This window comes from Streptomyces sp. PA03-3a (genome assembly GCF_033792735.1).
In the GTDB taxonomy this organism is placed as follows: Bacteria; Actinomycetota; Actinomycetes; order Streptomycetales; family Streptomycetaceae; genus Actinacidiphila.
Genome location: NZ_JARAVM010000014.1, coordinates 134,876 through 160,703 on the forward strand (window position 1 = coordinate 134,876; position 25,828 = coordinate 160,703).

The following is a 25,828-nucleotide window of genomic DNA, read 5'->3' on the forward strand; positions in this document are numbered from 1 at the left end:
GCGCCTCCGTCTGCCCGGGGCCCTCACACCTGCTCCGGGCGGGCGTCGCGGGCGGTGCGGAAGCCGGAGAAGATCTGCCGCCGGACCGGGTAGTCCCAGTTGCGGAACGTGCCCCGGCAGGCCACCTTGTCCACGGCGAAGGAACCGCCGCGCAGCACCTTGTGGTCGGGGCCGAAGAAGACCTCCGAGTACTCCTTGTACGGGAACGGGGCGAAGCCCGGATAGGGCGTGAAGTCGCTCGCCGTCCACTCCCACACGTCACCGACCAGCTGCCGTACGCCCAGCGGCGAGGCTCCGGCCGGGTAGCTGCCCACCGGGGCCGGCTGCAGGTGCCGCTGGCCGAGGTTGGCGTGCTCCGGGCCGGGGTCGGCGTCGCCCCACGGGTAGCGTCGGGAGCGCCCGGTCGCCGGGTCGTGCCGGGCCGCCTTCTCCCACTCCGTCTCGGTCGGCAGCCGGCGTCCGGCCCAGCGGGCGTAGGCGTCGGCCTCGTACCAGCACACGTGCAGCACGGGCTCCTCGCGCGGCACCGGCTCGGTCACCCCGAAGCGGCGGCGCAGCCACGCACCGCCCTCCCGGTGCCAGAACAGCGGGGCGGCCAGGCCGTGTTCGCGGACGTGCGCCCAGCCGGCCGGGGTCCACCAGCGTTCGTCCTCGTAGCCGCCGTCCTCGACGAAGGCCAGGTAGGCGCCGTTGCTCACCGGGACGGTGTCGATGAAGAACGGTGCCACCTCGCGCACGTGCGAGGGGCGTTCGTTGTCCAGCGACCACGGCTCGGTCGAGGTGCCCATGGTGAACGGACCGCCGGGGACGAGGACCTCGGCCGGCAACAGCGCCGTGTCCGCGGGTGCGGGCGGCGGCGGGGGCGCGGTCAGGGCCACCGGGCCACGGCGCAGCTGATGGGTGATCAGCATCGTCTCGTCGTGCTGCTGTTCGTGCTGGGCGATCATGCCGAAGGCGAAGGCCGCGTCGGTGAGCGGAGTGCCGTGCAGCGGCGCGCGCTCCAGGATGTCGAGCACCCTGCCGCGTACCTCGGCCGCGTAGGCGTGCGCCTCGGCGGGCGGCAGCAGCGGGAGCGTGGGGCGCTCCGAGCGCGGATGCTCGAAGGCGTCGTAGATCGGGTCGATGTCGGGCCGCAGGGCCTCACGGCCGCCGACGTTCCGCAGCAGCCACTGCTCCTCCTGGTTGCCGATGTGGGCCAGGTCCCACACCAGGGGGGACATCAACGGGGAGTGCTGCGCGGTGAGTTCACGGTCGTCGACGCACGTGGTGAGCGCCCGGGTGCGCTCACGCGCGGTGGTCAGGGCGTCCAGCGCCCGCCGGCGCAGGGCTTCGGGGTCGAGCGCGGGTGCGGTCACGTGCGGCTCTCCTTGCGTAGAAGGGCGTCGAGCATGTCGTCGGCGGGACAGCGTCCGCGCTGGACGTAGCGCTCGGTGAAGTCGTCGACCGCCCCCTGCACGGCCCGGTCCGCCCCGAGCCGGGGCAGGGCCTCGCGGGCCGCGGCGAAGCAGGTCACGGCGATGGCGTGGAGTTCGGGGTCGGCCAGGCCGTGCCGGGCGGCGCGCCGCCACAGCGGGTTGCGGGGCGCCGGGTCCCGGCCCGCCGCGTCGGCGAGCGGCTTGACCGCCCGGTAGGCGACCTCGGAGGCGGCGGCGTCGTCGAAGAGCGCCACGGCCACGGCCAGCGGCACGATCCAGCCGTCCCGCCCCGGCTGCGCGTCGATCATGCGCAGCTCCAGGTAGCCGCGCGGCCGCACCGGCGGGAAGAGCGTCGACAGGTGGTAGTCCAGGTCGGCGAGGGTCGGCCGGCGGTGCGACCCCTCACGGATCCAGTCACGGAAGGTGAGCCCGTCGGGCACCGTCCAGGGCGCCTCCTCGCCACGGATGCACAGCACCGGGGCGTCCAGGGCGTAGGCCGTCCAGGCGGTCCGCGGATCGGGTCCGGAGGGCGGGGCGAGGGTGCGTCCCGGGTCCAGGGCCGCCCACACCGCCTGCCGGGTTGACCGCCAGCCGGTCGGACGTCCCGTGCTGAGCGGCGAGTTGGCGAACGCCGCCACGAGGACCGCGCCCAGCAGGTGCGCCAGCAGCCAGCGCCTGCCGAGCCCGAAGGGGCCCGGCTCCTCGGTGCCCGAGTCCAGGCAGACCTGGACGGAGGCCGTCGAGCACATCATGGCCCGGCCCGCGGGTCCGGAACGGTCGAAGTACGTCTCCATGGCCGCGTACCGGGCCTCGTCCAGCAGCCGTCGCGGCCGTCGCCACGGGTCGTGGCCGTGGCCCGCCAGGGCCAGGCCCTCCCGGCGGAGCCGGTGGCGTACGGAGTGGAGGTCCGCGGCCGCGGCGTCGACGCACGCAGTCAGGGTGGGGGCGGGCAGCGAGCTGAGCTCCAGCTGTCCGCCGGGCTCGGTCGTGAGCCGGGAACGGAGGTGCAGGTCGCGCAGTCCGGCGACGGCGGCGCCGAGCCGTGCGGGGCCCACCGGGCGGGCCGGGTCGTGCGGGTCGTGTAGGAACCATTCCAGTTCCACGCCTATGCGGCGCGGAGGGCCGGTCTTGAAACAGATGCCCTGTATATGGTCCTCCGCCGCTGTCTCGCTGATCGGTTCGGACGTCTCCATCCGCTGACTGGTGCCGGGCATGGCCGGGACCTCCCGTCGAAGGCGGTTCTCCGTGTCCGCCCGGCCGCGGCCGGGCGGTGTCCGTACCACCTAAGCCCTTCGGCGCGGGGCACTCAAGAGCGCCCCGGGCGAACGGCCGAGGGACGGCAGGTGACACCCGTGTCAAGGGCGGCCTCTGCCGTCCGGTCCGAATCAAGAGTGGACCGCCACCTCGCGGCCCGCATCTCCAGGGCGCATCTGTGCAGGTCAGAGGGTTGGTGTCAGGGCCGTCGCAAGGCGCGCAGCGACGGCAGGTGCGCGCGTTCGGTGACCAGTACCGCGCATTCGGTGTGCGCGGGGTCCCGGGCCGGCTCCGCACGCGCCGGGTCGGGTCGACCCCCACGACGGCGGCCCCCGCGTACGCCGCGGCGCCGAGCCACAGCGGGAACTCCGGGACGTTGCCCAGGAGCACTCCGACGTGCGGTTCGGCGCCGTGCGGCAGCAGGTCGGCCGGGAGCGCCGCGCGGGCGGCGGAGGCGGCCGCGACGTCATGGCGGCTGAGCCTGCGCTCCCCGTACGGCAGCCCGGGGCGCGGATCGCCCCACTGGCCCTCGACGAACTCCGCCATGGCACGTCCCATGGGGCCGCACCATAGTTGACGAGCCGTCAGATGTCAGGCCTTCGGGGCGTCCTGGTCCGCGCCCTGCTCGGCGATGGACTTGCGGACCTCGTCCATGTCCAGGTCGCGGGCCTGCTTGATCAGGTCCTCGAACGCGGGCGCCGGCAGCGCGCCGGGCTGCGAGAAGACGGCCACCTTGTCGCGGATGATCATCAGCGTCGGGATGGACTGGATCTGGAACGCGGCGGCCAGCTCGGGCTGCGCCTCCGTGTCGATCTTGCCGAACACGAGGTCGGTGTTCTTCTCCGCGGCCGCCTCGTAGACGGGGGCGAACATCCGGCACGGGCCGCACCAGGACGCCCAGAAGTCGATCAGGACGAAATCGTTGTTGCCCACGACCTCGTCGAAGTTGTCCTTGGTGAGCTCAACAGTGCTCATGCTTCCCTTACCTGCTTCCGGGTGCCGTCGGTCGGGACCCACTGACCGTAACCGAAGGCAGCGCTGCGCTATTCCGAACGCCGTCCCGGCGCGTCCTCCTGCCGCCGCCCGCGGAACGGGATGCCGGGAGCCGGGCCGGGCCGGATGCTGGAGGGGGCGGGGGCGTCCGCCGCCCCCGCCGGGCAGGCACGGAGCGACCACGGGAGCGGTCGATGGTGACGACGATGCACGCCGTACGGGCCCACCGGCGCGGCGGACCGGAACAGCTCCGCTACGAGACCGCGCCCCGCCCCGAGCCGCACCCGGGCGAGGCCCTGGTCGCGGTGCGGGCGGCCTCCGTGACCGCGGGGGAGCTCGACTGGGACGCGACCTGGACCGACAGCTTCGACGGCTCCGGCCGCGACCGCACCCCCACCATCCCCTCGCACGAGGTCTCCGGCGTGGTCGCCGACGTGGGACCGGGCGTCGTCACCCCGAGGGTCGGGGAGGCCGTCTACGCGCTGATCCCCTTCGTCCACGACGGCGCCGCCGCCGAGTTCGTCACCCTCCCCGCGGGCCTCCTGGCCCCCAAGCCCCGGCGGATCGACCACGACGCGGCCGCCTCGGTCCCGCTCGCCGCGCTCACCGCCTGGCAGGCGCTCGCCCGGCACGCCGGGGTCACCCCCGGCCGGCACGTCCTCGTGCACGGCGCGGCGGGCGGCGTCGGTTCCTTCGCCGTCCAGATCGCCGCGGCACTCGGCGCGCAGGTCACGGCGACCGCCGCCGCGCGCGACGCCGGCTTCGTCGCCGGACTCGGCGCGCGGCGGGTCCTCGACTACGCGGGCAGCCGCTTCGAGGACGAGGTGGCGGACGTGGACGTCGTCTTCGACGCCGTCGGCGGCGACACGCAGGCCCGCTCCTGGTCGGTGCTGCGCCCGGGCGGCCTGCTGGTGAGCATCGTGTCCCCGCCCGACCCGGACGTCGCCCGCGCGCACGGCGCCCGAGGCGTCTTCTTCGTCGTCGAGCCGGACCGGGCGGGCCTGGAAGCGGTCTCACGGCTCATCGACGGCGGCAAGCTCACCCCGCGGGTCGACCGCGTGGTGCCCCTCACCGAGACCCGCGCCGCCTACGAGGCGCTGGAGCACGAGCACCGCCGAGGCAAGGTCGTCATCCACGTCGCCGACGGGACCTGACCGCCGGGCCCGGGACCGCCGGGACCGCCCGCTCCGGGATGCCCGCGGAGCCTACGGGACGACGGTCACCGGCCAGCGGCCCGCCTTGACCAGCCGTACCGCCACCGAGCCCACGATCCGGTGCCCGGCCTTTTCCGACGCGCCCACCACGACGGCGTCCGCCTTGAGTTCGTTCGAGGCCTGCGACAGCCCGCTGAACGGGTCGCCCACGAAGGTGTGGAACTCCCAGCGCAGGCTGGACACCGACTGGAAGCGGGCGGCGGCCTTCTCTATCTCCGCCTTGAGCTGGTCGGCGATCTCGGCGGTCGCCTCCGCGACCGGGGCGCCGAAGGCGGCTCCCGCCGCCAGGACCGGCTGCACGTAGACGATCGCCAGCAGCGCGTTCTGGCGCCGCGCCAGCCCCGCCGCGTACGCCGCGGCGCGCCACGACGGCTCGGATCCGTCCAGTCCCGCCACGATCACCTTGGGGCCGTCCGTGCCCCGCTCGAAAGGCGCCTTGTCGCTCACGTTCCGAGCCTACGTGCGCGACTGGCGCGCGCGCCGCACCGGACGCGGGGAATCCCCGGCCGCGGCGAGATGGCCGTCCACCAGCCGCTGCAGCGCGGAGGCGAAGACCGTCCGCTCGTCCTCGGGGAGGGCGGCCAGCAGGTCGCCGTGGACGCGCGCGGTGATCTCCCTGCCGCGGGCGACGAGCTCCCGTCCGGGTTCCGTCACGGTGATGATGCGGGCCCGGCGGTCCGTGGGGGAGGGGTGCCGCTCGGCGAGGCCGGCCCGCTCGAGCTCGTCCATGGTGACGACCATCGTGGTCTTGTCCTGCTGGGAGACCTCGGCGAGTTGAGCCTGCGTCAGCTGTCCGGGGAGCGCGTGCAGCAGCACGCAGTACCCGCGGGGGGTGAGCCCGACCTCGGCCAGGGCGGCGGCCAGCCGGTTCGTCATGGCGTGGCTGGCGTACTGCAGCAGGCCGGTGAAGTCGGGCGCGGATGCCGTGGAATCCATGGTCCGAGCCTAGCAAAAAGGTCCGTTACCGAATCATCGGTGGCGCGAATGATTCGATGGATAAATCGTTCGGCCACCCGGGCCGGGCTGCCTACCATGAGGCGGCATGAACCCCCCGCCTCGTCATCACGACGTCCCCGGCAAGCCCTCCCTCGACGGGCTCGAAGCGAAATGGTCGCGGCGCTGGGACGAGTCGGGCGTACACCGCTTCGACCGGTCGAGGCCGCGCGAGGAGATCTTCTCCATCGACACCCCGCCGCCCACGGCCAGCGGATCGCTCCACATCGGACACGTCTTCTCGTACACCCACACCGACACCGTCGCCCGCTACCGGCGCATGCGCGGGCAGACCGTCTTCTACCCCATGGGCTGGGACGACAACGGCCTGCCCACCGAGCGCCGGGTCCAGAACCACTACGGGGTCCGCTGCGACCCCTCGCTCCCCTACGACCCCGGTCTCACCCCGCCCGAGCGCCCCGGCGCGCACCAGCGGCCCGTCTCCCGGCGGAACTTCATCGAACTGTGCGAGGCCCTCACCGCCGAGGACGAGAAGGCCTTCGAGGAACTGTGGCGCCGCCTCGGCCTGTCGGTCGACTGGACGCTCACCTACCGGACCGTCGGCGCCCGCTCCCGAGCCGCCTCCCAGCGCGCCTTCCTGCGCAACCTGGCGCGCGGCGAGGCCTACTCGGCCGAGGCGCCCACCCTGTGGGACACCACCTTCCGCACCGCCGTCGCCCAGGCGGAGCTGGAGGACCGCGAACGTCCCGGCGCCTACCACCGGCTGGCCTTCCACCGACCCGGCGGCGGCCGGGTCGTCGTCGCCACCACCCGGCCCGAACTCCTCCCGGCCTGCGTCGCGCTGGTCGCCCACCCTGACGACGAGCGCTACCGGGACCTCATCGGCACGACCGTCACGACCCCGGTCCTCGGCGTCGAGGTCCCCGTCCACGCCCACCGGCTGGCCGACCCGGACAAGGGCACCGGCATCGCCATGGTCTGCACCTTCGGCGACACCACCGACGTCACCTGGTGGCGTGAACTCCGTCTGCCCACCCGCCCGGTCCTCGGCCGCGACGGACGCTTCCTGCCCGCGCCGCCGGCCGCCCTGGGCACGGCGCAGGCCCGCGAGGCGTACGGACGGCTGGCCGGGGCCACCGCGCACACCGGCCGCGAGCGGCTGGTGGAGATGCTGCGTGAGCGCGGCGAGCTGGAGGGCGAGCCCGAACCGGTCGTCCACGCCGTCAAGTTCTACGAGAAGGGCGACCGGCCGCTGGAGATCGTCACCACCCGGCAGTGGTACCTGCGCAACGGCGGCCGCGACGAGGCCCTGCGGGACCGGCTGCTGCAGCGGGGCCGCGAACTGCGCTGGCACCCGGAGCACATGCGGGTCCGCTACGAGAGCTGGGTCGGCGGGCTCAACGGCGACTGGCTGATCAGCCGCCAGCGCTGGTTCGGCGTCCCCGTCCCCGTCTGGTACCCGCTCGACGAGGCCGGCGAGCCCGTCCACGACAAGCCGCTCGTCCCCGACGAGTCCGCGCTGCCCGTCGACCCGGGCACCGACGTCCCCGACGGCTACCACGAGGAGCAGCGGGGGGTGCCCGGCGGTTTCACCGGCGACCCGGACGTCATGGACACCTGGGCGACCTCGTCGCTCACCCCGCAGATCGCCGCCGGATGGGGCACCGACGACGAGCTGTTCGCCAAGGTCTTCCCGATGGACCTGCGGCCGCAGGCCCACGAGATCATCCGCACCTGGCTGTTCGGCAGCATCGTCCGCGCCCACGCCGAGCAGGACGTCCTGCCGTGGCGGCACGCGGCGATCTCGGGCTGGATCCTCGACCCGGACCGCAAGAAGATGTCCAAGTCCCGGGGCAGGGCGGTCACCCCCGGGGACCTGCTCGAGCAGCACGGCTCCGACGCCGTCCGCTACTGGGCGGCCTCCGCCCGGCCCGGCACGGACACCGCCTTCGACACCGGGCAGATGAAGATCGGCCGCCGCCTCGCCATCAAGATCCTCAACGTCGGCCGCTTCGTGCTCACCTCCGGCGCGACGCCGGACGCGGGCGTCCCGGAGATCACCTCGCCGCTGGACCGCGCCCTCCTGGCGGCCCTCGCGTCGACCGTCCGCGCCGCCACCGACGCCCTGGAGGACTTCGACCACGCCCGCGCCCTGGAACAGGTCGAGTCCTTCTTCTGGGACTTCTGCGACGACTACGTCGAGCTGGTCAAGGGCCGCGCCTACGACGGCGACACCTCCGCCCTCGCCACGCTGGCCACCGCCCTGTCCGTCCTGCTGAGGCTGTTCGCGCCCTTCCTGCCCTTCGTCACCGAGGAGGTCTGGTCGTGGTGGCGGGAGGACTCCGTCCACCGCGCCGAGTGGCCCGACGCGGACGCGGTGCGGGCACTCGCCGGCGACGGCGACCCGCGCGTCCTGGCCACCGCCCGCGACGCGATCACCGCGGTCCGCAGGGCCAAGTCCGAGGCGCGGCTGTCGATGCGGTCGGAGATCGCCCGGCTCGTCGTCACCGGTCCCGCCCCGGCGCTGGCGCTCCTCGCCATGGCCGAGGACGACGTCCGCGCCGCGGCCCGCGCGGCGGCGGTGGAACGCGTCCCGGCGGGCGGTGACGGGCTGGCGTACGAGGTGCGTCTTCCGGAGGCGTCCTCCTGACCCGGTGACGGCCGGCCGGGGCCCGGCCGGCCGTCACCCCGTGCTACTCCGCCGCCGTTGTCACCGCGAGCGCCGCGTCTTCCGCAGCCCGCCGCTTCGCGTCCTTCGGGCGCGAGACGACGGGACAGCCGAACACCGGCAGAGCGCCGCCCCGATCCCTCCCCGACAAGAACGGCTACGGCACCGGCTGCGGCGGGCGCGGCCCGACATAGTGGCCGCTCGGGCGCATACGCAGCGGGGGCTCCTCGTACTCCTCCAAGGCGTGGGCGATCCAGCCCGCCGTCCGGGCGACGGCGAAGACCGTCTCGCCGGCCTCCGGGGCCATGCCCGCGGAGACGGAGAGCACCGCGAGGGCCAGGTCGACGTTGGGGTGGACGGGGGTGTGACGGGCCGTCGTGGCGGCCACCTCGCCGGCGGCGGCGAGGGCCCCGGCCGCGTACGGGACGTCCTCGAGCAGCCGGAGGAGCATGACCGCGCGCGGGTCCTCGGCCCGGTAGAGGCGGTGGCCCAGCCCCGGGACGGGGCCGCCCGCGCGCAGGTGGTCGGCGACGACGGCCGCGGCGCTGCCGCGGTCGAGGACCTCGGAGAGCATGCGGTGGGCGAGGCCGCTGGCGGCGCCGTGCAGGGGGCCGTCGAGGGCGCCGAGTCCGGCCGACACCACGGCGTACGGGTGGGCACGGGCGGACGCCGCGATGCGCACGGCGAGCGTCGAGGCGGCCAGGTCGTGGTCGACGAGCAGGACGAGGGCCGCGTCCAGCACCCGCAGTGACGTCTCGTCGGCCGGCCTGCCGGTCAGCCGGGACCACAGCCGCCGGGCCAGCCGGCCCTCGCCCTGGTGCGCGGTCCCGGCCGCGGGAAGGGCGCGCACGAGCGTGGGGATCAGGCCGCGGGCGGCGTCGAGCACGGCCCCGGGGGAGAGGTCGAAGCGGAGCGGGTCCTCCACGGCCGCCGCGACGGCGATCGCCCGCAGCCGGTCCATCGGGCCGCTGTGCCCGGGCAGCGCCGCGACCGCCCGCCGGGCGGCCGCCAGTGCCTGCGGCGGCGCGGTGAAGCGCACGCCGCGGCTCAGGACGCCCGTCCACAGCCACTCCGCCACCTCCTCGTAGCCGTACCGTTCGGCCAGGGCCGTGGCGTCGACCCCGCGGAAGTAGTGGCGGTCCCCGTCGATGAGGGTGATGGCGGTGCGTACGGCGCCCGTGGCGCCCTCCTCGGGGGCCTGCTGCGCGGCACGGCGGTTGCGGCGCGCGAGGGCGTCGACCTCGTCGGGGTCGAAGGTGCTGCCCCGCCCGCCGGGGGCGCGCCGGCTGCTCAGCAGGCCGCGGCTGACGTAGGCGTACACCGTCTCCGGTTTCACCCCGAGCCGCTCGGCCGCCTCGCGGGTGCTCAGCCGCTCCTCCGTCGCCCGTTCCTCCGTCGTCATGACTCCATCCCATCACATATTGACTGAATCAATATTGACGGGGATTGAATCAATGATGGATGGTCTGATCAATGTCGAGTCGTCGCAGCATGACCGGAGGACCACCGTGACCGTCACGCCCGTCACCCCCGACGTACCCCGCGGCCTGAAGGGAGTCGTCGTCACCGAGACCGCGCTCGGCGACGTCCGCGGCACCGAGGGCTTCTACCACTACCGCCAGTACTCGGCCGTGGACCTGGCGCAGAGCCGCACCTTCGAGGACGTCTGGCACCTGATGCTGCTCGGCACACTGCCCGACGCCGCCGGGCGCGCCGCCTTCGCCCGGCGCGTCGCCCCGCTGCGCCGGCTGCCCGGGGCCGTCCACGACGCGCTGCCCGCCGTCGCCCGCGCCGGCGCCCTCAGCGGTCCCCTCGCCGGGCTGCGTTCCGCGCTGTCCCTGCTGGGGGCGGCCGAGGGCTTCCGCCCGCTGTACGACGTCGAGCCGGAGCGACGGCTGTCCGACGCCCTCGCCGCGAGCGCCGCCGTGCCGACGCTGCTGACCGCCCTGTACCGGCTCGGACAGGGCCAGGAGCCCGTCGAACCGCGCGACGACCTGCCGTTCGCGGCCAACTACCTGTACATGCTCACCGGCGAGGAGCCCGACCCGGCCCGTGCGCGGGCCGTCGAGCGCTATCTGATCTCCACCGTCGACCACGGCTTCAACGCGTCCACCTTCACCGCCCGCGTCATCGCCTCGACCGGCGCCGACCTCGCGGCGTGTCTCACCGGCGCCGTCGGTGCGCTGTCCGGCCCGCTCCACGGCGGCGCGCCGAGCCGCGCCCTGGACACCCTCGACGCCATCGGCTCCCCGGACCGCATCGACCCGTGGATCCGCGAACGTGTCCTGGCGGGGGAGCGCATCATGGGGTTCGGCCACCCCGTCTACCGCACCGAGGACCCCAGGTCCCGGATGCTCAAGGGGATCGCCCTCTCCTTCGGTGGCCCGCTCGTCGACCTCGCCGTCCGGGTCGAGGCGCGGGTCGAGGAGATACTCGCCGAGCTGAAGCCCGGCCGCGAACTCCACACCAATGTCGAGTTCTACGCGGGCGTGGTCATGGAGCTGTGCGGCCTGCCGCGCGAGATGTTCACCCCGACCTTCGCCTGCGCCCGTGTCGTGGGCTGGTGCGCCAACGTCCTGGAGCAGGCCGAGGACAGCAAGATCATCCGTCCGGCCGCCCGTTACGTCGGCCCGGTGCCGCCCCAGCCGGTGCCGGCGGCGTGACCGCCCCGCGGGGCACCGGTCAGGGCGTGGCGGGGCGTTCCATCAGGAGGTAGTCGCCGTCCTCGCCGGTGTGCCGGTAGCCGGCGTCCTCGTACAGGCGGCGGGCCGGATTGGCGCGGTGGACGCCGAGCGCGAGCGTCGTGCGGCCGGCCGCGCGGGCCTGCGCGGCGAACGCGTCGAGGAGGAGGTGGCCGAAGCCGTGGCGCCGCAGGGCGGGCACGACATGGATGCCGATCAGCGTCGCCGTGCCGTCCGTGCTGTCCGTGCCGTCCGTGGGCATCCACATCATCGAGCCGCCCGGTTCCCCGTCGGCCTCCAGGATCAGGGTGCGGTCCAGGCACTGCACCCACAGGGCCAGGTTGCGGTCGATCGCCCCGGTCCAGGCCGCCTCGGCGGCCGGTTCGACGGTACGGATGTAGTCGCGCTCCCACCGCAGCAGATGCGGCAGGTCGGCGGGCCGCGCGGGGCGGGTGACGGCCGTCGGTCCGGGGGTGCTGGGCATGGTGTCACGGTACGGCGCCCGCCGCGCCGGCCGGCGACCGGGCCGACGCTACTTCGGGCCGGCGGGCTTGCGGTCGACGGGGGTGACCGGGGTGAGGGTCTCCTCCTGGGTGCGGCGGGGGCCGGACCAGGGCGCGGGGACCGCGTCGAAGAGGTAGGCGAAACGGTAGGCCAAGTCCTCGTAGTTGACCCGCCAGCCGCGGAAGTGCGGCCACGCCTCCTCGGCGGTCCGCTCCAGCGGGTAGCCGTTGGCCGCCGCGTGGGCGACGGCCGCGGCGAACTCCTCGTACGGCAGCCGGATCGCGGCGTCGGGCGAGGGATCGGCGTTGTACGGGATCCGCCAGATCCCGGCGATGTCCCGCAGGCAGACGAAGCCCGCCCGCAGGGCGAGCCGGGCCTCGGCCTGCGGGCGCCCGGGGTTGAGGGCGAGCTGCATGGCGGCGGCGTCCATGACGGCCAGCAGGGCGATCAGCCAGCTGCGGTCGGGCTGCGGGGAGCGGAACCGGCTGAGCACCGTGTAGCTGGTGTGGCTCTCGCTCACCTCGGCCGCCCACCGCTCCCAGTTGCGGAACAGTTCGGTGAGGCTGTCGGTGAGCCCGATCTGGGCGTAGCGGGCGAGGATCTCCGGCCCCCAGGGCGGGTTGCCGGCCCGGGCCTGCAGCAGGGTCACCTCCGCCTCGCGGCGGGAGTACGCGGCGTACAGGGTCGGCAGGTAGCCGATCTGGAGGCCGATGGTGATCGGGCCGGTCGCCGCGGCGATGAAGTCGATGACGGTGAGGTCGACGTGGTGGCTGCTGGCGAAGCCCAGCGTGAACAGCGACGAACCCGCCTCCCGCAGCGCGTCGACCGGATCGAGGTCGCTGACGGCGGCCTGCAGCATGGCGTAGCCCGCCCAGAACGCGACCAGCCAGCCGACGAGGTTGGCGAGGATGGACACCGCGGCCACCGGTACGAGGACGCGGTCCTTGGCCTCGGGCGTGCGGCAGCGGTCCGCGACGAACTGGAAGGGCAGGTGGACCGCCATGTGCACCAGGCGCGTGAAGCTGGACCGAGTGGGCCGCGGGATCACCAGCGTGCGCAGCACCGACGAGAAGGTGCCGGCCACGACCAGCGCGCCCACGAGACCGGTCAGGACGCGCACGGGAGTTCCCTCCCCGGCCGGTTCACAGCACCCTCCGGCGGACCAGTGCCGCCAGCACCAGCACACCGGGGAGCAGGGGCAGCCATACGGTGACGATGCGGTACGCCAGCACCGCGGAGGTCGCGGCCACCCCGGTCGCCCCGGCGGTGACCAGCGCCAGGGCCAGGGCGACGTCCAGCGAGCCGAGTCCGCCCGGCGTCGGCAGCAGGGCCGCCGCAGCGCTCCCCGCCAGGTACGCCACGGCCACGTGCGCGGCCGGGACCGGCGCGTGCAGCGACCGTACGACCGCGACCAGCACCGCGGCGTGCATCACCGGGAACGCCAGGGAGCCCGCCCACAGGGCCGCCACCCGCGCGGAACGGCCGTGCACGGCCCGGACGTCGGTGGCGACCGTGCCGAGGAACGAGCCCACCGTGCGGCGGATGTGGCGCACCGACAGCAGGACGACCAGGACCAGGCAGAGCGCCGCCCCGGCCATCAGCGCGAGGTCGAGGCCGGGCCGACCGGGCACGACCTTGCGCATGTCCAGGGCGTGAGGGAAGGCCGCCAGCAGGACGACCAGCAGCCCGATCCGCACCACGCAGGCCGCCAGCGCCCGCACGGTCAGCGCGGCCGCGGAACGGCTGGGCGACAGGCCGCAGCGCAGCAGGAAGCGCAGGTTGACGGCGTTTCCGCCGACGCCCGCCGGGAGGATGTGGTTGGCCGCCGAGGCCGCGAACTGCGTGGCCAGCAGGCGTCCCGGGGGCAGTTGTTCCAGCACGGCACCTTGCTGGGCGGCCGCCGAGCACACCCAGGCGAGCAGCGTCGCGGCCCCGGCCGCCAGCAGCCACTCGGCGTCGGCGGAACCCAGCCGGTCGGTACCGGCGTCGACCATGGGCCACTGCCGCAGGACGATCAGGGCCACCACCAACAGCGGTGCCACACCGACGATCTGACGCACTGGGAGGCGCCGCCACATGCCGTTCTTGCCCTTCCGGTCGCCGCGGTCGCCCCCGCTGCCGTGAGGCGCTCCCCGGCGCAGCCCCTGCCGTACCTACGCACGACCATACGGTGCGGCGACCCGTACCGCTCATCCGGCGGCGCGTCCGGCCCTCCCGTGGTACGGGACGGGGCCGGACGCGCCCCCGGAGCACCCCGTGCCGGTGGCGTCGGGGCGGGGCGAGGTGCCGGACGGGGGAGGGGCGGACGGCGTGCGGTGCACGGTGCTCGGTGCGCCCGTCCTTCTTCTTCCGGAGTACGGTGAACGTCACATACCGACTGGTCGGTGTTACGGGATATCGTGGCCCGGACGACGTAGGACGTACGCGGAGGGAGTCGCGGTGCGCGCGATCCAGATCACCGAGTTCGGCGGGCCCGAGGTGCTGCGGCAGGTCGACCTGCCCGAACCCGTGCCGGGGCCGGGGCAACTGCTGGTCGAGGTCTCCTCGGCGGGCGTCAACTACGCGGACACGCACATGGTGGAGAACTCCTACCTCTCCAAGGCCACCCTGCCCCTCGTGCCCGGAGCCGAGGTGGTCGGCCGTACCGCCGGGGGCCGCCGCGTCGTCGCCCTCACCGACAACGGCGGCTACGCCGAGAAGGCCGTCGTCGAGGAGTACCTCGCCCACGACGTGCCCGAGGGCGTCACCGACGGCCAGGCCCTCGCGCTGGTCGTGCAGGGCCTCACGGCCTGGCACCTGCTGCGCACCTCCGCCCGCATGGCCGAGGGCGAGTCCGTGGTCGTCCACGCCGCCGCGGGCGGCACCGGCTCGCTCGCCGTACAGCTCGCCAAGGAGTTCGGCGCGGGACGGGTCATCGCCACCGCCTCCTCCAAGGAGAAGCGCGACCTGGCGCTGGAGCTCGGCGCCGACGTCGCGATCGAGGCGGACGCCGCGGGGCTGAAGGAGCGGCTCGTCGAGGCCAACGGCGGCAAGAAGGTCGACATCGTGCTGGAGATGACCGGCGGCCCGGTCTTCGACGCCTCGCTGGCCGCGCTCGCCCCCTTCGGCCGCCTGGTGACCTACGGACTCGCCTCCCGGGTCCCCCCGGCCCCGGTCCAGGCCGCGCAGCTCATGGGCCGCTCCCGGGCCGTCGTCGGCTTCTGGCTGATGCACTGCCTGGGGCGCCCCGGCATGTACCGCGAGCCGATGGCCGAGCTGCTGGCCATGACCGCCGAGGGACGGCTGAAGCCCCAGGAGGGCGGGAGCTACCCGCTGTCGGATGTCGCCCGCGCCCACGAGGACCTGCGGGCCCGCCGTACTTACGGAAAACTGACGCTCGACCCGGCGGGCTGACCGCCGCGCGCCGGCCGCGCCCGCGCCCCGCCGTTCGCCTCCGCGCGGAGGCACAATCGACAGCGGAGCACGAAGCCGCGGCCGGCGGCCCGAGGAACGGGAGGGGCCATGGACAGGACCCGCTTCGCCCCCGACCGGGGGCTGACCACCCGCATGGTGGTCACCATGTTCATGATCGGGCTGCTCTACGTCGTGTTCGTGGGCGTCCTGCTGGCACTGCTGCGCGGTGCCTGGCCGCTGATTTTGATCGTCGCGGGCGGGCTTTTCGTCGCCCAGTTCTGGTTCAGCGACCGGATCGCCGCCTTCAGCATGGGCGCCCGCGAGGTCACGCCCGAGCAGGCCCCCGAACTGCACGGCGTCGTCGACCGGATCTGCGCCCTGGCCGACATGCCCAAACCCCGCGTCGCCATCGCCGACAGCGACGTCCCGAACGCCTTCGCGACCGGCCGCAACGAGAAGGCGGCCCTGGTGTGCGCCACCACCGGACTGCTGCGCCGGCTGGAGCCCGAGGAGCTGGAAGGCGTGATCGCCCACGAACTGTCCCACGTCGCCCACCGGGACGTGGCGGTCATGACGATCGCCTCCTTCCTGGGCGTCCTCGCCGGGGTGGTCACCCGCATCGGCCTGTGGGGCGGCCTCGGGCGCAACAGCCGGGACCCCGGCACCGCGATCGTGGTCATCCTCATCCCGCTGGTCAGCGCACTCGTCTACTGCGTCAGCTTCCTGCTGACCCGGATGCTCTCCCGCTACCGCGAGCTGTCCGCCGACCGGTCCGCCGCACTGCTCACCGGGCGGCCCTCCGTCCTGGCGTCCGCACTGACCAAGGTCTCCGGCCAGATGGCCCGCATCCCCACCGAGGACCTGCGCAAGGCCGAGCCGTTCAACGCCTTCTACTTCGTCCCCGCCCTCACGGGCGGCCAGAGCCTGGCCCAGCTGCTCTCCACGCACCCCACCCTGGAGCAGCGGCTGCAGCAGCTCGGCCGGATCTCCGTCGAGCTGGGGCGGCGCTGATGGGGTTCCTGGACACGCTGCTCGGCCGCAGCAAGCCCGTCAGGCCCGACCTGGACCAGCTGTTCGGGCTCCCCTCGGCGGCCGTGACCCTGGAGGCCGCGGCCGGATTCCGGCCCACCGGTGTGGGCTCCGTGTGCTTCGCCGCCGTGGAGGGGGGCGCGTTCGCCGAGGTCCAGCAGGACGTGCGGGCGCTCCTCGACATGGACACCGGCCAGGGCGCCGTCCCGGTGGAGTCGGTTCGTGACGCGTACGGGTACAGCTGGCTGGTCGTCCGGCGCCCGGCACAGGACCTGCCGGTCCTGGTCGGCGACCTCCACGCGGTCAACTCGGCGCTGGAGGGGCACGGCTTCGGCCCCCAGCTGCTCTGCTCGCTGGCCGCCTTCCGCGACGAGGAGGGGCGCTCCCTGGCGCTGGTCTACCTCTACAAACGCGGGTCGTTCTACCCGTTCGCCCCGCTGGCGGGGGAGAAGCGCGACAACCCCCTGGAGCTCCAGGTCAAGGCGCTGCTCGGGAACGACCTGCGCCTCGAGGAGGACCTCGGCCGCTGGTTCCCGCTCTGGGGCGCGCCGGGCCTGGGCGGCTGAGGCCCCGGACGGGCGCGCCGGCACCGCCCCGGGGCATGCGGCCTCAGCCGGCGAAGACGCCGATGCCGTTGGCGACGAGGCGTTCCGTGCCGCCCGCCGGGTGGTTGCGGACCTTGACGGCAGGCGAGCCGGGGGATCGGGTGACGAGGGTGGAGGAGCCGCCGCCGTCGAGGTTGACGGCCGCCTGGGCGCCGATGCCGGACATCAGGGAGGCGAGTTCGAGGACCGTGAGTCCGGCGCGGGACTCGGCCCTGCCGTCCAGGGCCAGCAGGTACATCACCCGCCCGCCCGCGCCGTAGCCCGCCGCCGTGCGGGTCGCCGCGACGCCGTTCTCCAGCCCGACCAGCGGAAATCCGTCGCGCAGGATCGGACAGCCCCCGACGGCGAAGCGGTAGCCGCCGCCGTACGCGGAGGCCACCAGCCGCTGCCGCACGTCCACCGTGTCACCGGGTTCCAGCGTGCGCAGCGCCTCCGCGCCCGCCTCCCGGCCGACGAGGACCACCGCGTCCGGCGGGATCTCGCCCTCTCCCGGACGATCGGCGACGTCCACGACCTCGCCCTGGCTGACCGTGACCTCGTAGGTGTCGTCGCTGCACGGGGCCCCGCGCCTGATGTCGTCGCCGCAGGCGGCCCGGAGCCGGGAGGCGCTGCCCCAGTCCGAGGTGTACGCCCCCACGCCGCCGACCGGGAGCGCGTACTGGTTCAGTCCGTCCAGGGCCACCGTGCCCTCCTCGAAGCCGACCGAGCCCGCCAGCCGGAGCCGGTCGAGCCGGGCGACCCCGTCGGTCCCGACCCCGAGGACGTCCTCGGTCGACGTGCCGGGCGGGAGCCTGGGCCCGAAGCGCTGGCCCAGGGGCACAGCCGACTTCAGGGTCCGTCCGGCGGCGATCGCCGGCCCGACCGGGGCACCGGTCGCGGGCACCCCGGGGTGCTGGCTCTCGCTCATGTTGAAGAAGTCGGCGTTGATGCCGCCCACGGCTCCGGCGGCGTTCGCGAGCCCAGAGACCTTGCCGCGGCCGGCGACGACGCCGGGGTGCAGCAGGTCCACCGCGACGCCGGGGCTGCGCAGGTCCACCGTCAGCAGGTGCCCGCGGGCCGTGCCGTGGGCTCCCCGGTAGGTGAACGTCCGGTAGTCCACGCCCGGGACGAGCACGGTGGTCGCGCCGTAGCGCAGTCCGTCACCGGCGACCGCCGCGACGGCGCCGCTCGTGCCGCCGAGCAGCGCGCTCCACGCCAGCGCCGCCGAGATCGCCAGGCGCACCCGGCGGGGTCGTCGAGTCACGTCGCTCCAGCCCGAAAACCGATTACCTGACGAGAGGTCAATGGTTGCCCGGACCGGCGGGGTTGTCGCACCACCACGCCGCGTACGAGGGGATCCGACTCGATACGGTGAAAAGCCGGAGGGAAGGGGATCGGCCGGGCGGGGTGCGGCGGCCCTGCCGCCAGGGCCGCCCCTTGGCCGCCCCGGTCGCGTCAGCCAGGGAAGGCGTAGACCGTGGTCGCGTGCGCCGCGGGCTCGCCGGCGCCTTCCGGGGTGAGCTCGATGTCGATGAACGCCAGCCGCCGCCCGAGCTTGGTGACCCGCGCGGTGACCAGGACGTCGGTGCCCATGACGGCCCGCTGGAAGGTCGTCGACTGCTGGACGGTCGTCATGGGCCCGTAGCCGCCGCGCGCAGCCGACACCGCGATCACGGTCGCCGTGTCGGCGGCGGCCATCAGCGCCTGGCCCGACAGCGCGCCGCCCTCCCGGGCCAGCCGGTCCGACCAGGGCAGCCGCAGCACGGCGTGCCGCTCCCCGGTCTCCTCGACGGTGAGCCCCAGGTCCTGCACCCAGGGCGCGAAGTTGTCGGCCAGGACCTTGTCCGCCTCGGCGGTGGTGATCGTCACGGCGGACATTCTGACCCACCGTCGGGGGCGCGCACCAGGGCGCGGAGAGCCTCGGGCGCGTCCGGCCGCTCCTCGCGCGCGACGCTTGCATTCCGTTGCGGGTATATATCCTCAGGAGTATATTGGGGAGCGTGTCCATACCCTTCGACGTGCTGGCCGAGCCGACGCGGCGGCGGATCCTCGATCTGCTCCTGGAGCGCCCCCGTCTCGTCGGCGAACTCACCGAGCACCTCGGCCTCAGCCAGCCCGGTACGTCCAAGCACCTGCGCGTGCTCCGCGAGGCGGGCCTGGTCCGCGTGCGCGCCGAGGCGCAGCGCCGCTGGTACGAGCTGCGCCCCGAGCCCCTGCGGGAGGTGGACGCCTGGCTCGCGCCCTACCGCGGCCTGTGGGGCACCGGCCTGGACGCGCTGGAGCGGCATTTGGACGCCATGCCTGACGAGATGGAGGAGCCATGACCACGGACACCGGCGAGACGCTGACCACCGCGGACGGCCGGACCGCGCTGCGGATGGAGCGGCGGCTCGCCCACCCGCCGGAGAAGGTGTGGCGGGCCCTGACCGAGCCCGGGCACCTGTCGAAGTGGTTCCCCTCCGACGTGGAGATGGAGCCGCGGCTGGGCGGCAAGGTCCGCTTCCCGTTCCGGCACGGCGAGGGCGAGACCATGGAGGGCGAGGTCGTCGAGTGGGACCCGCCGCACGTCGTCGCCTACACCTGGGACGAGGACGTGCTGCGCTGGGAGCTGATCCCGGAGTCCCTCGGCTCCGTCCTGATCCTGACCCACACCTTCGCCGACCGCCCGGGCGCCGCCAGCTTCGCGGCCGGCTGGGACGCCTGCATCGCCGGCATCGACCCCGAACTGGCCGGCGAGCCCGTGCCCGGCCCGGGGGACATGAAGGCGGCCCACGAGCGCTACGTCAAGGAGTTCGGCCTCGACCGCGGTGCCGCCGAGGAACTGCCCGTCGGCTGGCGGATCCGCTTCGAGCGGCAGCTGACCCAGCCCGTGGCGACGGTGTGGAAGACCCTGCTCGGCGGGGTGGCCGCGCCCGAGGTCGGCGGACCCGTGCCGCGCGGCTTCGTCGTGGGCGACTTCGCCGCCGGGCCGGTGAGCGAACTGCGCCCGCAGCAGGTGCTCGCCTACCCCTGGGACCTTCACGGCCGCCACGAGGGCACCGTACGCTGGGAGCTGACCCGGGGCACCGGGCACGGCGCGCGGCTCGTCCTCACCCAGACCGGTGTGCCCGAGGTGCCCGCCGCCCACGCGCTGGACGTCTGGCGTGACCGCGTGGAGAGCCTCGCGGCGAAGCTGGCCGCGATGCCGCGCTGACCCGTGGACCTCGCTGACCCGCTGACCCGCTGACCCGTGGACGGCACGGCGCCCGCCCTCACAGGCGGTCCCGTGCCTCCTCCAGGAACTCACGGGTGGGGCCCGCGGGCAGCGCCTGGGCGCTCATCCGGTCCAGGGCCTCGCGGAACCGCGAGACGTCCTCGCGTTCGTCGAGGTAGACGGCGCCGATCAGGCTCTCCGCGTACGCGATGTCCGGCAGCTCCGGCAGCGGGAAGCGGAAGATGTGGAACGGCCCGTACATCGCCGGGTGCGGCCCCGAGGCGAAGGGCAGCACCTGCAGCCGCACCTGGGGCATCCCGCACGCCTCGATCAAGCGGTCGATCTGCCGGCGCATCACCTCGGGCCCGCCGATGGGACGTCGCAGCACCGTCTCGTCCAGCACGACCCACAGCAGCGGCGGGTCGTCGCGGGTGAGCAGCGCCTGCCGCTGCATCCGCAGCGCGACGCCGCGCTCGATCTCCTCCTGCGGGGCGTGCGGCCGGCCCGCGCGCAGTACGGCCTGCGCGTACTGCGGGGTCTGCAGCAGCCCGGGGACGTAGTGCGGCTCGTAGGCGCGGATCAGCTCGGCGGAGCCCTCCAGGCTGACGAAGGCGCTGAACCATTCCGGGAGCACGTCGCGGAAGCGGTGCCACCAGCCCGGGCGGTTGGCCTCGCGGGCCAGCTCCAGGAAGTTGGCGATCTCGGCGGGCGCGGTGACGCCGTAGGTGAGGAGTAGCTTCTCCACGTACGGGATCCGCAGGCCCACCTCGGCCTTCTCGATGCGGCGCACCGTGGCATGAGTGACGTCCAGGGCGCGGGCCGCCTGCTCGTAGGAGAGCCCGGCCCTCTCCCTGAGGTCCTGCAAGCGTCTGCCGAGTACCACCCGCAGTACGGTGGGAGCGCTTGCCGCCCGCGCTTCAGTCACGGTCAATCTCCTCCAACACCGCTGATCCCCGCGTAGTTTGTCATGACGTCAGGGCGCGGCACAGCATGTTGGCGACGCTTTGCAAAGTGCAGAACGCGCCATGCCGCGGTTCGCCGACACAGTTGACGTGCCGTCGGGCTCATCTGACGTGATGGCGGCTCCTCCGTGGCGGGTCGGCGCCGAGCGCGGCCCTCGGCCAGGACCGTCCGGACGGTCGCCGCCCCGGCCCCGGCCCCGGTGTCACGCGGGATCCGGGCCTGGGGTTACGGACGGGCGCGGCTCACCCACCGGGGCGGCGACCCCGGCCGTGCTCCTCCCGGCCCGAGGCGTACTCGCTCCCCGGGGAAGTCTCAGGACGGACGCCCGGCGGGTTCCGGACCGGGTGCCTCCCGGCCGCCCTGGTCGAGCCGGGCTCAGGCGGGCACCGTGGGGGTGGTCAGATCGTGGACGGCGGACCGGAGTTCGGGGTGCGCGTCGAGGTGCCAGCCACCGGTCAGCGCGCGGCGCAGATCCCGCAGCGCGCTCTCGGCGTCGGTGCCCTTGGCCAGGTGGCTGTAGACGGCGGCGACGGCCGGGGTGCGGCTCTGCCCGGCATGGCAGTGGAGCAGGACCCGCTTGCCCTCCCGCCGTAGCCGCAGTACCTGGCGGGCGGCCTGGTCCACGACGTGGTGGAGGTTGGCGTTCGCTCCCTCGCTGTCCACCAGCCAGACCCGGACCTGCTCGACGTCGGCGCCGGGCAGGAGCGGGTCCGAACCGACACGGCAGAGCGAGACCACGGCGTCGACGTCGACCGGCTCGGCGCCCTGCGCCAGGGCCAGGTTGCCGAGGATCACCCCGTTGTCGTGCGGGTGGGGAACGGCGAAGCCGGCGTGGCCGGCGGCCGGCAGGCGGGGTGCCGAGGGCCAGCCGGTGTTGTCGTCGTTCCCGCTCCGGGCGGTGAGCACTGCCAGCCGGACGAGGTCCGGAGCGGTCAGGGCCGGCCAGCCGTGGACGGTCTGCTGCCAGTCCAGGGGGATGGCGGAGCAGCCCCAGCGTGCGCCGAGCAGGGCGCCGGTGATCGCCGCGACGGTGTCGGTGTCCGTGCCGGCCCGCACGGCCGCTTCCAGGGCGTGGCGCAGGTGCTGGGCGGGGAAGTGGCCTTGGGCGGGGTTCAGTTCGGGGACGGTGGTGTGGGTGATGGCCGACCAGGCGGCCTGGAGCGCGTGGACGACCCAGCCGTTGTTGGCGAAGTGGTGCGGGGGGTGGGTTTGTGCCTCGTCCAGCCGGTCGGCCCATGTCTGGCGGCGTTCGGGCGGGAGCAGGGTCAGGCCGTCGCGGACGCCGTCGAAGGTGCCGTGCAGTACGGCGGTGCGGATGCCGGAGCACCACAGGACGCAGGCGTCGGCGCAGTCGGGGTCGGGGTGGGTGAGCGCGCTGACGGCGGTGGCGGCCTCGGCCATCGCGGCGGGGTCGCCGAGGTGCGCGAGGGCCACGATCCCGGTCCGCATCAACGAGCCGTTCCCCGCGGTGAGCCGGTGCCCCGCGGCGTACCGGCGCGCGGCCTCCCGCAGTGCTTCCGCGGGGCTTCCGGGCAGCCGTCCGGCGGCGCCCAGAACCGTTCGGGTCTGGTTGCCGACGTCGCTGGCGCCTTCGCTCAGCCAGCGCTGGAAGCCGGCGGCGATCGCGTCCAGGGCCTCGGGGCCGCGCAGGTCCGCCCCGGTCGCCGCCACCTGGGCGACGCAGACCTGCATCTGGGTGTCGTCGGAGTACTCGCCCGGCTCGTACGGACCCAGGCCGCCGCCGATCATCCGCGGCCGCTGGTCCTCACGCAGCGTCGCCTTGAACTCGTACGGCACACCCAGCGCGTCGCCCACGGCCGCGCCGAGCAGCACCCCGGCGGCCCGGTCGGCGGCCCGTGCGTCCAGGTGGGGATGGGGTACGGGGGCGTGGGCCACGGGCGTCCTCCAAATGATCCGGCGGCACATGCGGGACGGGGCGAACGGCGGGTGCCGGGGCGAGCGCGGTCCTGGCCGAACGCGGCGGCTCCGGGGCATTCCGGGGCTGCCGGTTCAGAAGGGATCTCCGGTGTGATGCCACGTCAGCCTTCCACGGGACCCCCCTTATCGTCAATAGGACACTATGGGTTCGGGAGGCGGATCGGGCGCGGTCCCGCAGGTGGCGGCAGCGGGGTGGGCGCCCGATGTGACGGGCCGTCAGGCCGGTCGGCCGAGCCGGACGAGAGAGGTGACGGCGGACGCCCGCTGCTCCGCGCCGTGTCCCGGGCCGCTTCGGGGAGGGCCAGGGAGGAGCGGGCCGGGCCGAGTTGGGGGCGGCGGCGGATCTTCCATAGGATCCGCCAATGATCATAAGCAAACGGCTGGCGGCGGGGCTCTGCGGCCTCGCGGCCACCCTCGCCACCGCGCTCTTCCCGGCCGCGGCGCCGGCCGCCGCGGACGACGGGCCGGAGACCGCTCCCGAGCCCCCCAAGGTCGAGTTGGTGCTCGACGTCAGCGGTTCGATGCGCGCCAACGACATCGACGGCAGGTCCCGCATGTCGGCGGCCAAGCAGGCGTTCAACGAGGTCATCGACGCCGTACCGGACGAGGTACGGCTCGGCATACGCACCCTCGGCGCCAACTACCCCGGCAAGGACAAGAAGGTCGGCTGCAGGGACACCGAGGCTCTCTACCCGGTCGGCACCGTCGACCGCACCGAGGCCAAGACGGCGGTCGCCACCCTCGCCCCCACCGGATGGACGCCGATCGGCCCCGCTTTGCAGGCCGCGGGCAAGGACCTCGCCGGCGGCGACGGCACCCGCCGCATCGTGCTCATCACCGACGGCGAGGACACCTGCCAGCCGCTCGACCCCTGCGAGGTCGCACGCGAACTCGCCGCCGAGGGAACCCACCTGGTCGTCGACACCCTCGGCCTGGTGCCCAACACCAAGATCCGCGAGCAGCTCAGCTGCATCGCCGAGGCCACCGGCGGCACCTACACCGCCGTCGACCACGCCGACCAGCTCTCCGACCGCATCAAGCAACTCGTCGACCGCTCGGCCGACAACGTGGTCGTCACCCCCACCGTCACCCAGGGCGCCGACCGCTGCGGGGACGCCCCGCTGCTCGGGGCCGGCGTCTACAGCGACCGCGAGGCGTTCACCGAGCACCGCTGGTACCGGGTGAGCGTCACCGACGGCCAGGAACTGCGCGCCTCCGTCAGCGTCGGCGCCGACCGCGCCGTCAACCGCGACTACGGCGTCCTCGTACGGGCCGTCACCAGCGGTGGCCGGGAACTCGTACGGGGTTCCGAGGCGAGCAGCGGACGCACCGACGTCATCTCGTCCGGCCTGCGCTACGCCTGGCCCGAACGCGACGACTCCGACGCCGTGACCGCCCGCACCGTGTGCATCGAGGTCAGCAACTCCTTCTCCGCCCCCGACGCCGTCAAGCGCACCCCGGGCCTGCCGCTCGAACTCAGCGTCGACCTGGTCTCCTCGCCCGACGAGCCCTCCGACGTCGCCTCCTTCGGCCTGGGCCGCGGCTGGTGGCTGCTGGCGCTGATGGTCGTGACCGGTCTGGTCGCCGGTGTGCTGTGGGGCTGGATCTCGCGCTGGCGCGTCGCCGTCTGGAGGACCAACTGATGCGTACCATCCGAACGGCGCGCCGGGCGGCCGCCGTACTGCTCGCCGTTGCGGCCCTGTTCGCCGCCGGAGCGGGCACCGCCGCGGCCGACGACGCCACGCCCAGCCCGGGCGCGAGCGGCACCGGCGCCACCGAGGAGACCGTCCAGCCCGGCACCGGGTTCCGCACCGCGGGCAACCTCCGGCCGGGGGTGCGGACCACCCCGGCCAGTGCCTCCACCGGTGACTACCTGTACTGGGTGTTCCCCGCCGCCGCGGGCGAGGTGCCCACGGTCTCCGCGACCGTCACACTGCCGGAGGCCGCGACCCGGCACGGCAACCAGACCTGGCAGCTCGACGTCTACGACGGCCTGCGCCGCCGTCAGGCGTGCGCCTCGGGCAAGCCGACCAGGACGGCGTCCGCGCAGGACACCCAGCTGGAGCTGAGCTGCCGGCTGCGCACCGTCCGCGCGTGGTCCGAGGCCTGGGCCGACGACCCCCTGCCGGGCGCCTACTACATCCGGCTGACCGTGCTGCGGCTCCCGGACCAGGACCTCGGTCTGCCCGTCCAGGCGCAGATCGGCACCACCTCGACGGACGCGGGCGGCTCCAAGGCCGTCGACGGTGAACTCGCCGCCCCGCTCACCCCCGTCGCCAAGGCCGGGGCCACCCTCGACCCCAATGCCGTGCCCTCCGCCTCCGCCACGGAGGAGTCCGACGAGGCGGCGGACGACGAGGCCGACCCCAGCGCCTCCCCGGTGCCGGCGGGTCTGGCCCAGCCCGAGGACGGCTGGGGCGGCGGCTGGTGGTCCGACCGCTGGATCTGGACCGCGGCCGGAGGCGTGCTCGCCGCGCTCGCGGGCGTCGCCGGCTACAGCCTCACCCGTGGTCGGGGGCGCGTCCGCCCGGTCGCCTGACCCGCGGGACCGGTCACGCGCCGGTACGGAGCCCCGGAGGCTCCGTACCGGCGCGTGCGCGTTCACCCCTGCCCGGCGGGCGCCCTCCGCGCCGCCGCCGCGCGCAGCAGCTCCGCCGTCCCCGGGTGCGGGCCGCGTTCCGCCCATTCCAGCGGGGTGAGCCCCGTGCCGTGGTCCTCGCGCAGCCCGGGGTCCGCGCCGTGGGCCAGCAGCTGACACACCGTCTCCTCGTGGCCCCAGCAGGCGGCGGCGCACAGCGGTGTGCCCTCGTCGCCGTGGCCGCTCTCGGTGTCCGGCCGCGCTCCCGCCGCCAGGAGCAGCGCGGCCACTGCTGCCGCGCCGCTCACCGAGGCCGCGTAGAGCGGGGTCGTGCCGTCCGGGTCGGCGTGTTCGGGGGACGCCCCCCGGCGCAGCAGCTCCCGGGCGGTACGGAGGGCGCCGCTCCCCGCCGCGGTCACCAGGGCCCGGCTGAGCTTCTTGCGGCGTCTGCGGTTCACCGGGAGCGG

At 74.5% G+C, this 25,828-nt stretch carries 24 protein-coding genes and 1 pseudogene; 10 read left to right on the forward strand and 15 right to left on the reverse strand.

Annotated elements, in window-relative coordinates:
- Nucleotides 1–23 precede the first annotated feature (23 nt).
- The 4 genes and pseudogenes from egtB to trxA form a co-directional block, all read right to left on the reverse strand.
- Entirely contained in the window at nt 24–1,355 is a 1,332-nt protein-coding gene (gene egtB, locus PV342_RS18965; protein WP_433426162.1) for an ergothioneine biosynthesis protein EgtB, read from the reverse strand.
- On the reverse strand, nt 1,352–2,629 hold the full coding sequence (gene egtA / locus PV342_RS18970; protein ID WP_400797798.1) for an ergothioneine biosynthesis glutamate--cysteine ligase EgtA: 1,278 nt from the start codon (nt 2,627–2,629) through the stop codon (nt 1,352–1,354). Before egtA ends, egtB begins: the two co-directional genes overlap by 4 nt.
- Nucleotides 2,630–2,871: 242 nt before the next feature.
- Nucleotides 2,872–3,227 (reverse strand): annotated as a pseudogene (locus PV342_RS18975) (AMP-binding protein); the annotation flags it as partial.
- Between the two features lie 33 nt (nt 3,228–3,260).
- A complete protein-coding gene (gene trxA, locus PV342_RS18980; protein ID WP_018560345.1) occupies nt 3,261–3,644 on the reverse strand; it encodes a thioredoxin in 384 nt (127 codons plus the stop codon).
- 212 nt (nt 3,645–3,856) lie between these two features.
- On the opposite strand from trxA, the gene PV342_RS18985 reads away from it, so the two are divergent.
- A complete protein-coding gene (locus PV342_RS18985; protein WP_500318002.1) occupies nt 3,857–4,816 on the forward strand; it encodes an NADP-dependent oxidoreductase in 960 nt (319 codons plus the stop codon).
- A 51-nt stretch (nt 4,817–4,867) separates the two neighbouring features.
- Here the strand turns inward: PV342_RS18985 and PV342_RS18990 are convergent, their stop codons facing one another.
- Both PV342_RS18990 and PV342_RS18995 read right to left on the reverse strand, forming a co-directional pair.
- Nucleotides 4,868–5,323, reverse strand: a complete 456-nt coding sequence (locus tag PV342_RS18990) for a universal stress protein (RefSeq protein ID WP_361008559.1) — start codon at nt 5,321–5,323, stop codon at nt 4,868–4,870.
- 9 nt (nt 5,324–5,332) lie between these two features.
- Complete coding sequence (locus PV342_RS18995; protein WP_386997466.1) at nt 5,333–5,812, reverse strand: MarR family winged helix-turn-helix transcriptional regulator; 480 nt, start codon at nt 5,810–5,812, stop codon at nt 5,333–5,335.
- A 106-nt stretch (nt 5,813–5,918) separates the two neighbouring features.
- Between PV342_RS18995 and valS the strand changes: the two genes are divergently transcribed.
- Nucleotides 5,919–8,480: a valine--tRNA ligase gene (gene valS, locus PV342_RS19000; RefSeq protein WP_500318006.1), complete on the forward strand. Its 2,562-nt coding sequence runs from the start codon at nt 5,919–5,921 to the stop codon at nt 8,478–8,480.
- Nucleotides 8,481–8,655: 175 nt separating this feature from the next.
- Here valS and PV342_RS19005 read toward each other — a convergent pair whose 3' ends face one another.
- Nucleotides 8,656–9,900: a citrate/2-methylcitrate synthase gene (locus tag PV342_RS19005; RefSeq protein WP_500318008.1), complete on the reverse strand. Its 1,245-nt coding sequence runs from the start codon at nt 9,898–9,900 to the stop codon at nt 8,656–8,658.
- Between the two features lie 55 nt (nt 9,901–9,955).
- On the opposite strand from PV342_RS19005, the gene PV342_RS19010 reads away from it, so the two are divergent.
- Nucleotides 9,956–11,161 (forward strand): citrate synthase, encoded by a 1,206-nt coding sequence (locus PV342_RS19010; RefSeq protein ID WP_500318040.1) that lies wholly within the window; start codon nt 9,956–9,958, stop codon nt 11,159–11,161.
- Between the two features lie 19 nt (nt 11,162–11,180).
- On the opposite strand, the gene PV342_RS19015 is transcribed toward PV342_RS19010, so the two are convergent.
- Genes PV342_RS19015 through PV342_RS19025 form a run of 3 tightly spaced genes read right to left on the reverse strand, consistent with a single transcriptional unit; the run spans nt 11,181 to nt 13,725 of the window.
- The gene (locus tag PV342_RS19015; RefSeq protein ID WP_500318010.1) at nt 11,181–11,663 is read right to left on the reverse strand and encodes a GNAT family N-acetyltransferase; all 483 of its coding nucleotides are present in this window, start codon (nt 11,661–11,663) and stop codon (nt 11,181–11,183) included.
- 48 nt (nt 11,664–11,711) lie between these two features.
- Nucleotides 11,712–12,803 carry a hypothetical protein gene (locus PV342_RS19020; RefSeq protein ID WP_500318012.1) on the reverse strand — a complete coding sequence of 364 codons (1,092 nt, stop codon included), beginning with the start codon at nt 12,801–12,803 and terminating at the stop codon, nt 11,712–11,714.
- Between the two features lie 22 nt (nt 12,804–12,825).
- Nucleotides 12,826–13,725, reverse strand: a complete 900-nt coding sequence (locus tag PV342_RS19025; protein WP_400797815.1) for a lysylphosphatidylglycerol synthase transmembrane domain-containing protein — start codon at nt 13,723–13,725, stop codon at nt 12,826–12,828.
- A gap of 397 nt (nt 13,726–14,122) precedes the next feature.
- On the opposite strand from PV342_RS19025, the gene PV342_RS19030 reads away from it, so the two are divergent.
- From PV342_RS19030 to pspAB, 3 genes are all read left to right on the forward strand, one after another.
- The gene (locus PV342_RS19030) at nt 14,123–15,076 is read left to right on the forward strand and encodes a quinone oxidoreductase family protein (RefSeq protein WP_392605262.1); all 954 of its coding nucleotides are present in this window, start codon (nt 14,123–14,125) and stop codon (nt 15,074–15,076) included.
- 108 nt (nt 15,077–15,184) lie between these two features.
- Nucleotides 15,185–16,087 (forward strand): zinc metalloprotease HtpX, encoded by a 903-nt coding sequence (gene htpX, locus PV342_RS19035; protein WP_361008541.1) that lies wholly within the window; start codon nt 15,185–15,187, stop codon nt 16,085–16,087.
- On the forward strand, nt 16,087–16,671 hold the full coding sequence (gene pspAB / locus PV342_RS19040) for a PspA-associated protein PspAB (RefSeq protein WP_386997458.1): 585 nt from the start codon (nt 16,087–16,089) through the stop codon (nt 16,669–16,671). Before htpX ends, pspAB begins: the two co-directional genes overlap by 1 nt.
- 43 nt (nt 16,672–16,714) lie before the next feature.
- Here the strand turns inward: pspAB and PV342_RS19045 are convergent, their stop codons facing one another.
- On the reverse strand, nt 16,715–17,953 hold the full coding sequence (locus PV342_RS19045) for a phosphodiester glycosidase family protein (protein ID WP_400797820.1): 1,239 nt from the start codon (nt 17,951–17,953) through the stop codon (nt 16,715–16,717).
- 191 nt (nt 17,954–18,144) lie between these two features.
- Complete coding sequence (locus tag PV342_RS19050) at nt 18,145–18,558, reverse strand: PaaI family thioesterase (RefSeq protein WP_026251240.1); 414 nt, start codon at nt 18,556–18,558, stop codon at nt 18,145–18,147.
- Nucleotides 18,559–18,689: 131 nt separating this feature from the next.
- Here PV342_RS19050 and PV342_RS19055 point away from each other — a divergent pair, with 131 nt between their 5' ends.
- The gene (locus PV342_RS19055) at nt 18,690–19,013 is read left to right on the forward strand and encodes an ArsR/SmtB family transcription factor (RefSeq protein WP_018560330.1); all 324 of its coding nucleotides are present in this window, start codon (nt 18,690–18,692) and stop codon (nt 19,011–19,013) included.
- Nucleotides 19,010–19,882 carry an SRPBCC family protein gene (locus tag PV342_RS19060; RefSeq protein WP_400797827.1) on the forward strand — a complete coding sequence of 291 codons (873 nt, stop codon included), beginning with the start codon at nt 19,010–19,012 and terminating at the stop codon, nt 19,880–19,882. The genes PV342_RS19055 and PV342_RS19060 overlap by 4 nt, the downstream gene beginning before the upstream one ends.
- A gap of 58 nt (nt 19,883–19,940) precedes the next feature.
- Here the strand turns inward: PV342_RS19060 and PV342_RS19065 are convergent, their stop codons facing one another.
- Nucleotides 19,941–20,807, reverse strand: a complete 867-nt coding sequence (locus PV342_RS19065) for a Sco1979 family transcriptional regulator (RefSeq protein WP_500318014.1) — start codon at nt 20,805–20,807, stop codon at nt 19,941–19,943.
- A 413-nt stretch (nt 20,808–21,220) separates the two neighbouring features.
- Nucleotides 21,221–22,741 (reverse strand): ADP-ribosylglycohydrolase family protein, encoded by a 1,521-nt coding sequence (locus PV342_RS19070; protein WP_500318016.1) that lies wholly within the window; start codon nt 22,739–22,741, stop codon nt 21,221–21,223.
- A gap of 404 nt (nt 22,742–23,145) precedes the next feature.
- On the opposite strand from PV342_RS19070, the gene PV342_RS19075 reads away from it, so the two are divergent.
- Nucleotides 23,146–24,426, forward strand: a complete 1,281-nt coding sequence (locus PV342_RS19075) for a VWA domain-containing protein (protein ID WP_500318017.1) — start codon at nt 23,146–23,148, stop codon at nt 24,424–24,426.
- On the forward strand, nt 24,426–25,322 hold the full coding sequence (locus PV342_RS19080) for a hypothetical protein (protein WP_500318019.1): 897 nt from the start codon (nt 24,426–24,428) through the stop codon (nt 25,320–25,322). The genes PV342_RS19075 and PV342_RS19080 overlap by 1 nt, the downstream gene beginning before the upstream one ends.
- 62 nt (nt 25,323–25,384) lie before the next feature.
- Here the strand turns inward: PV342_RS19080 and PV342_RS19085 are convergent, their stop codons facing one another.
- Nucleotides 25,385–25,819, reverse strand: coding sequence for an ankyrin repeat domain-containing protein (locus PV342_RS19085; RefSeq protein ID WP_400797837.1), 435 nt, complete (start codon nt 25,817–25,819; stop codon nt 25,385–25,387).
- Between the last annotated feature and the right edge of the window lie 9 nt (nt 25,820–25,828).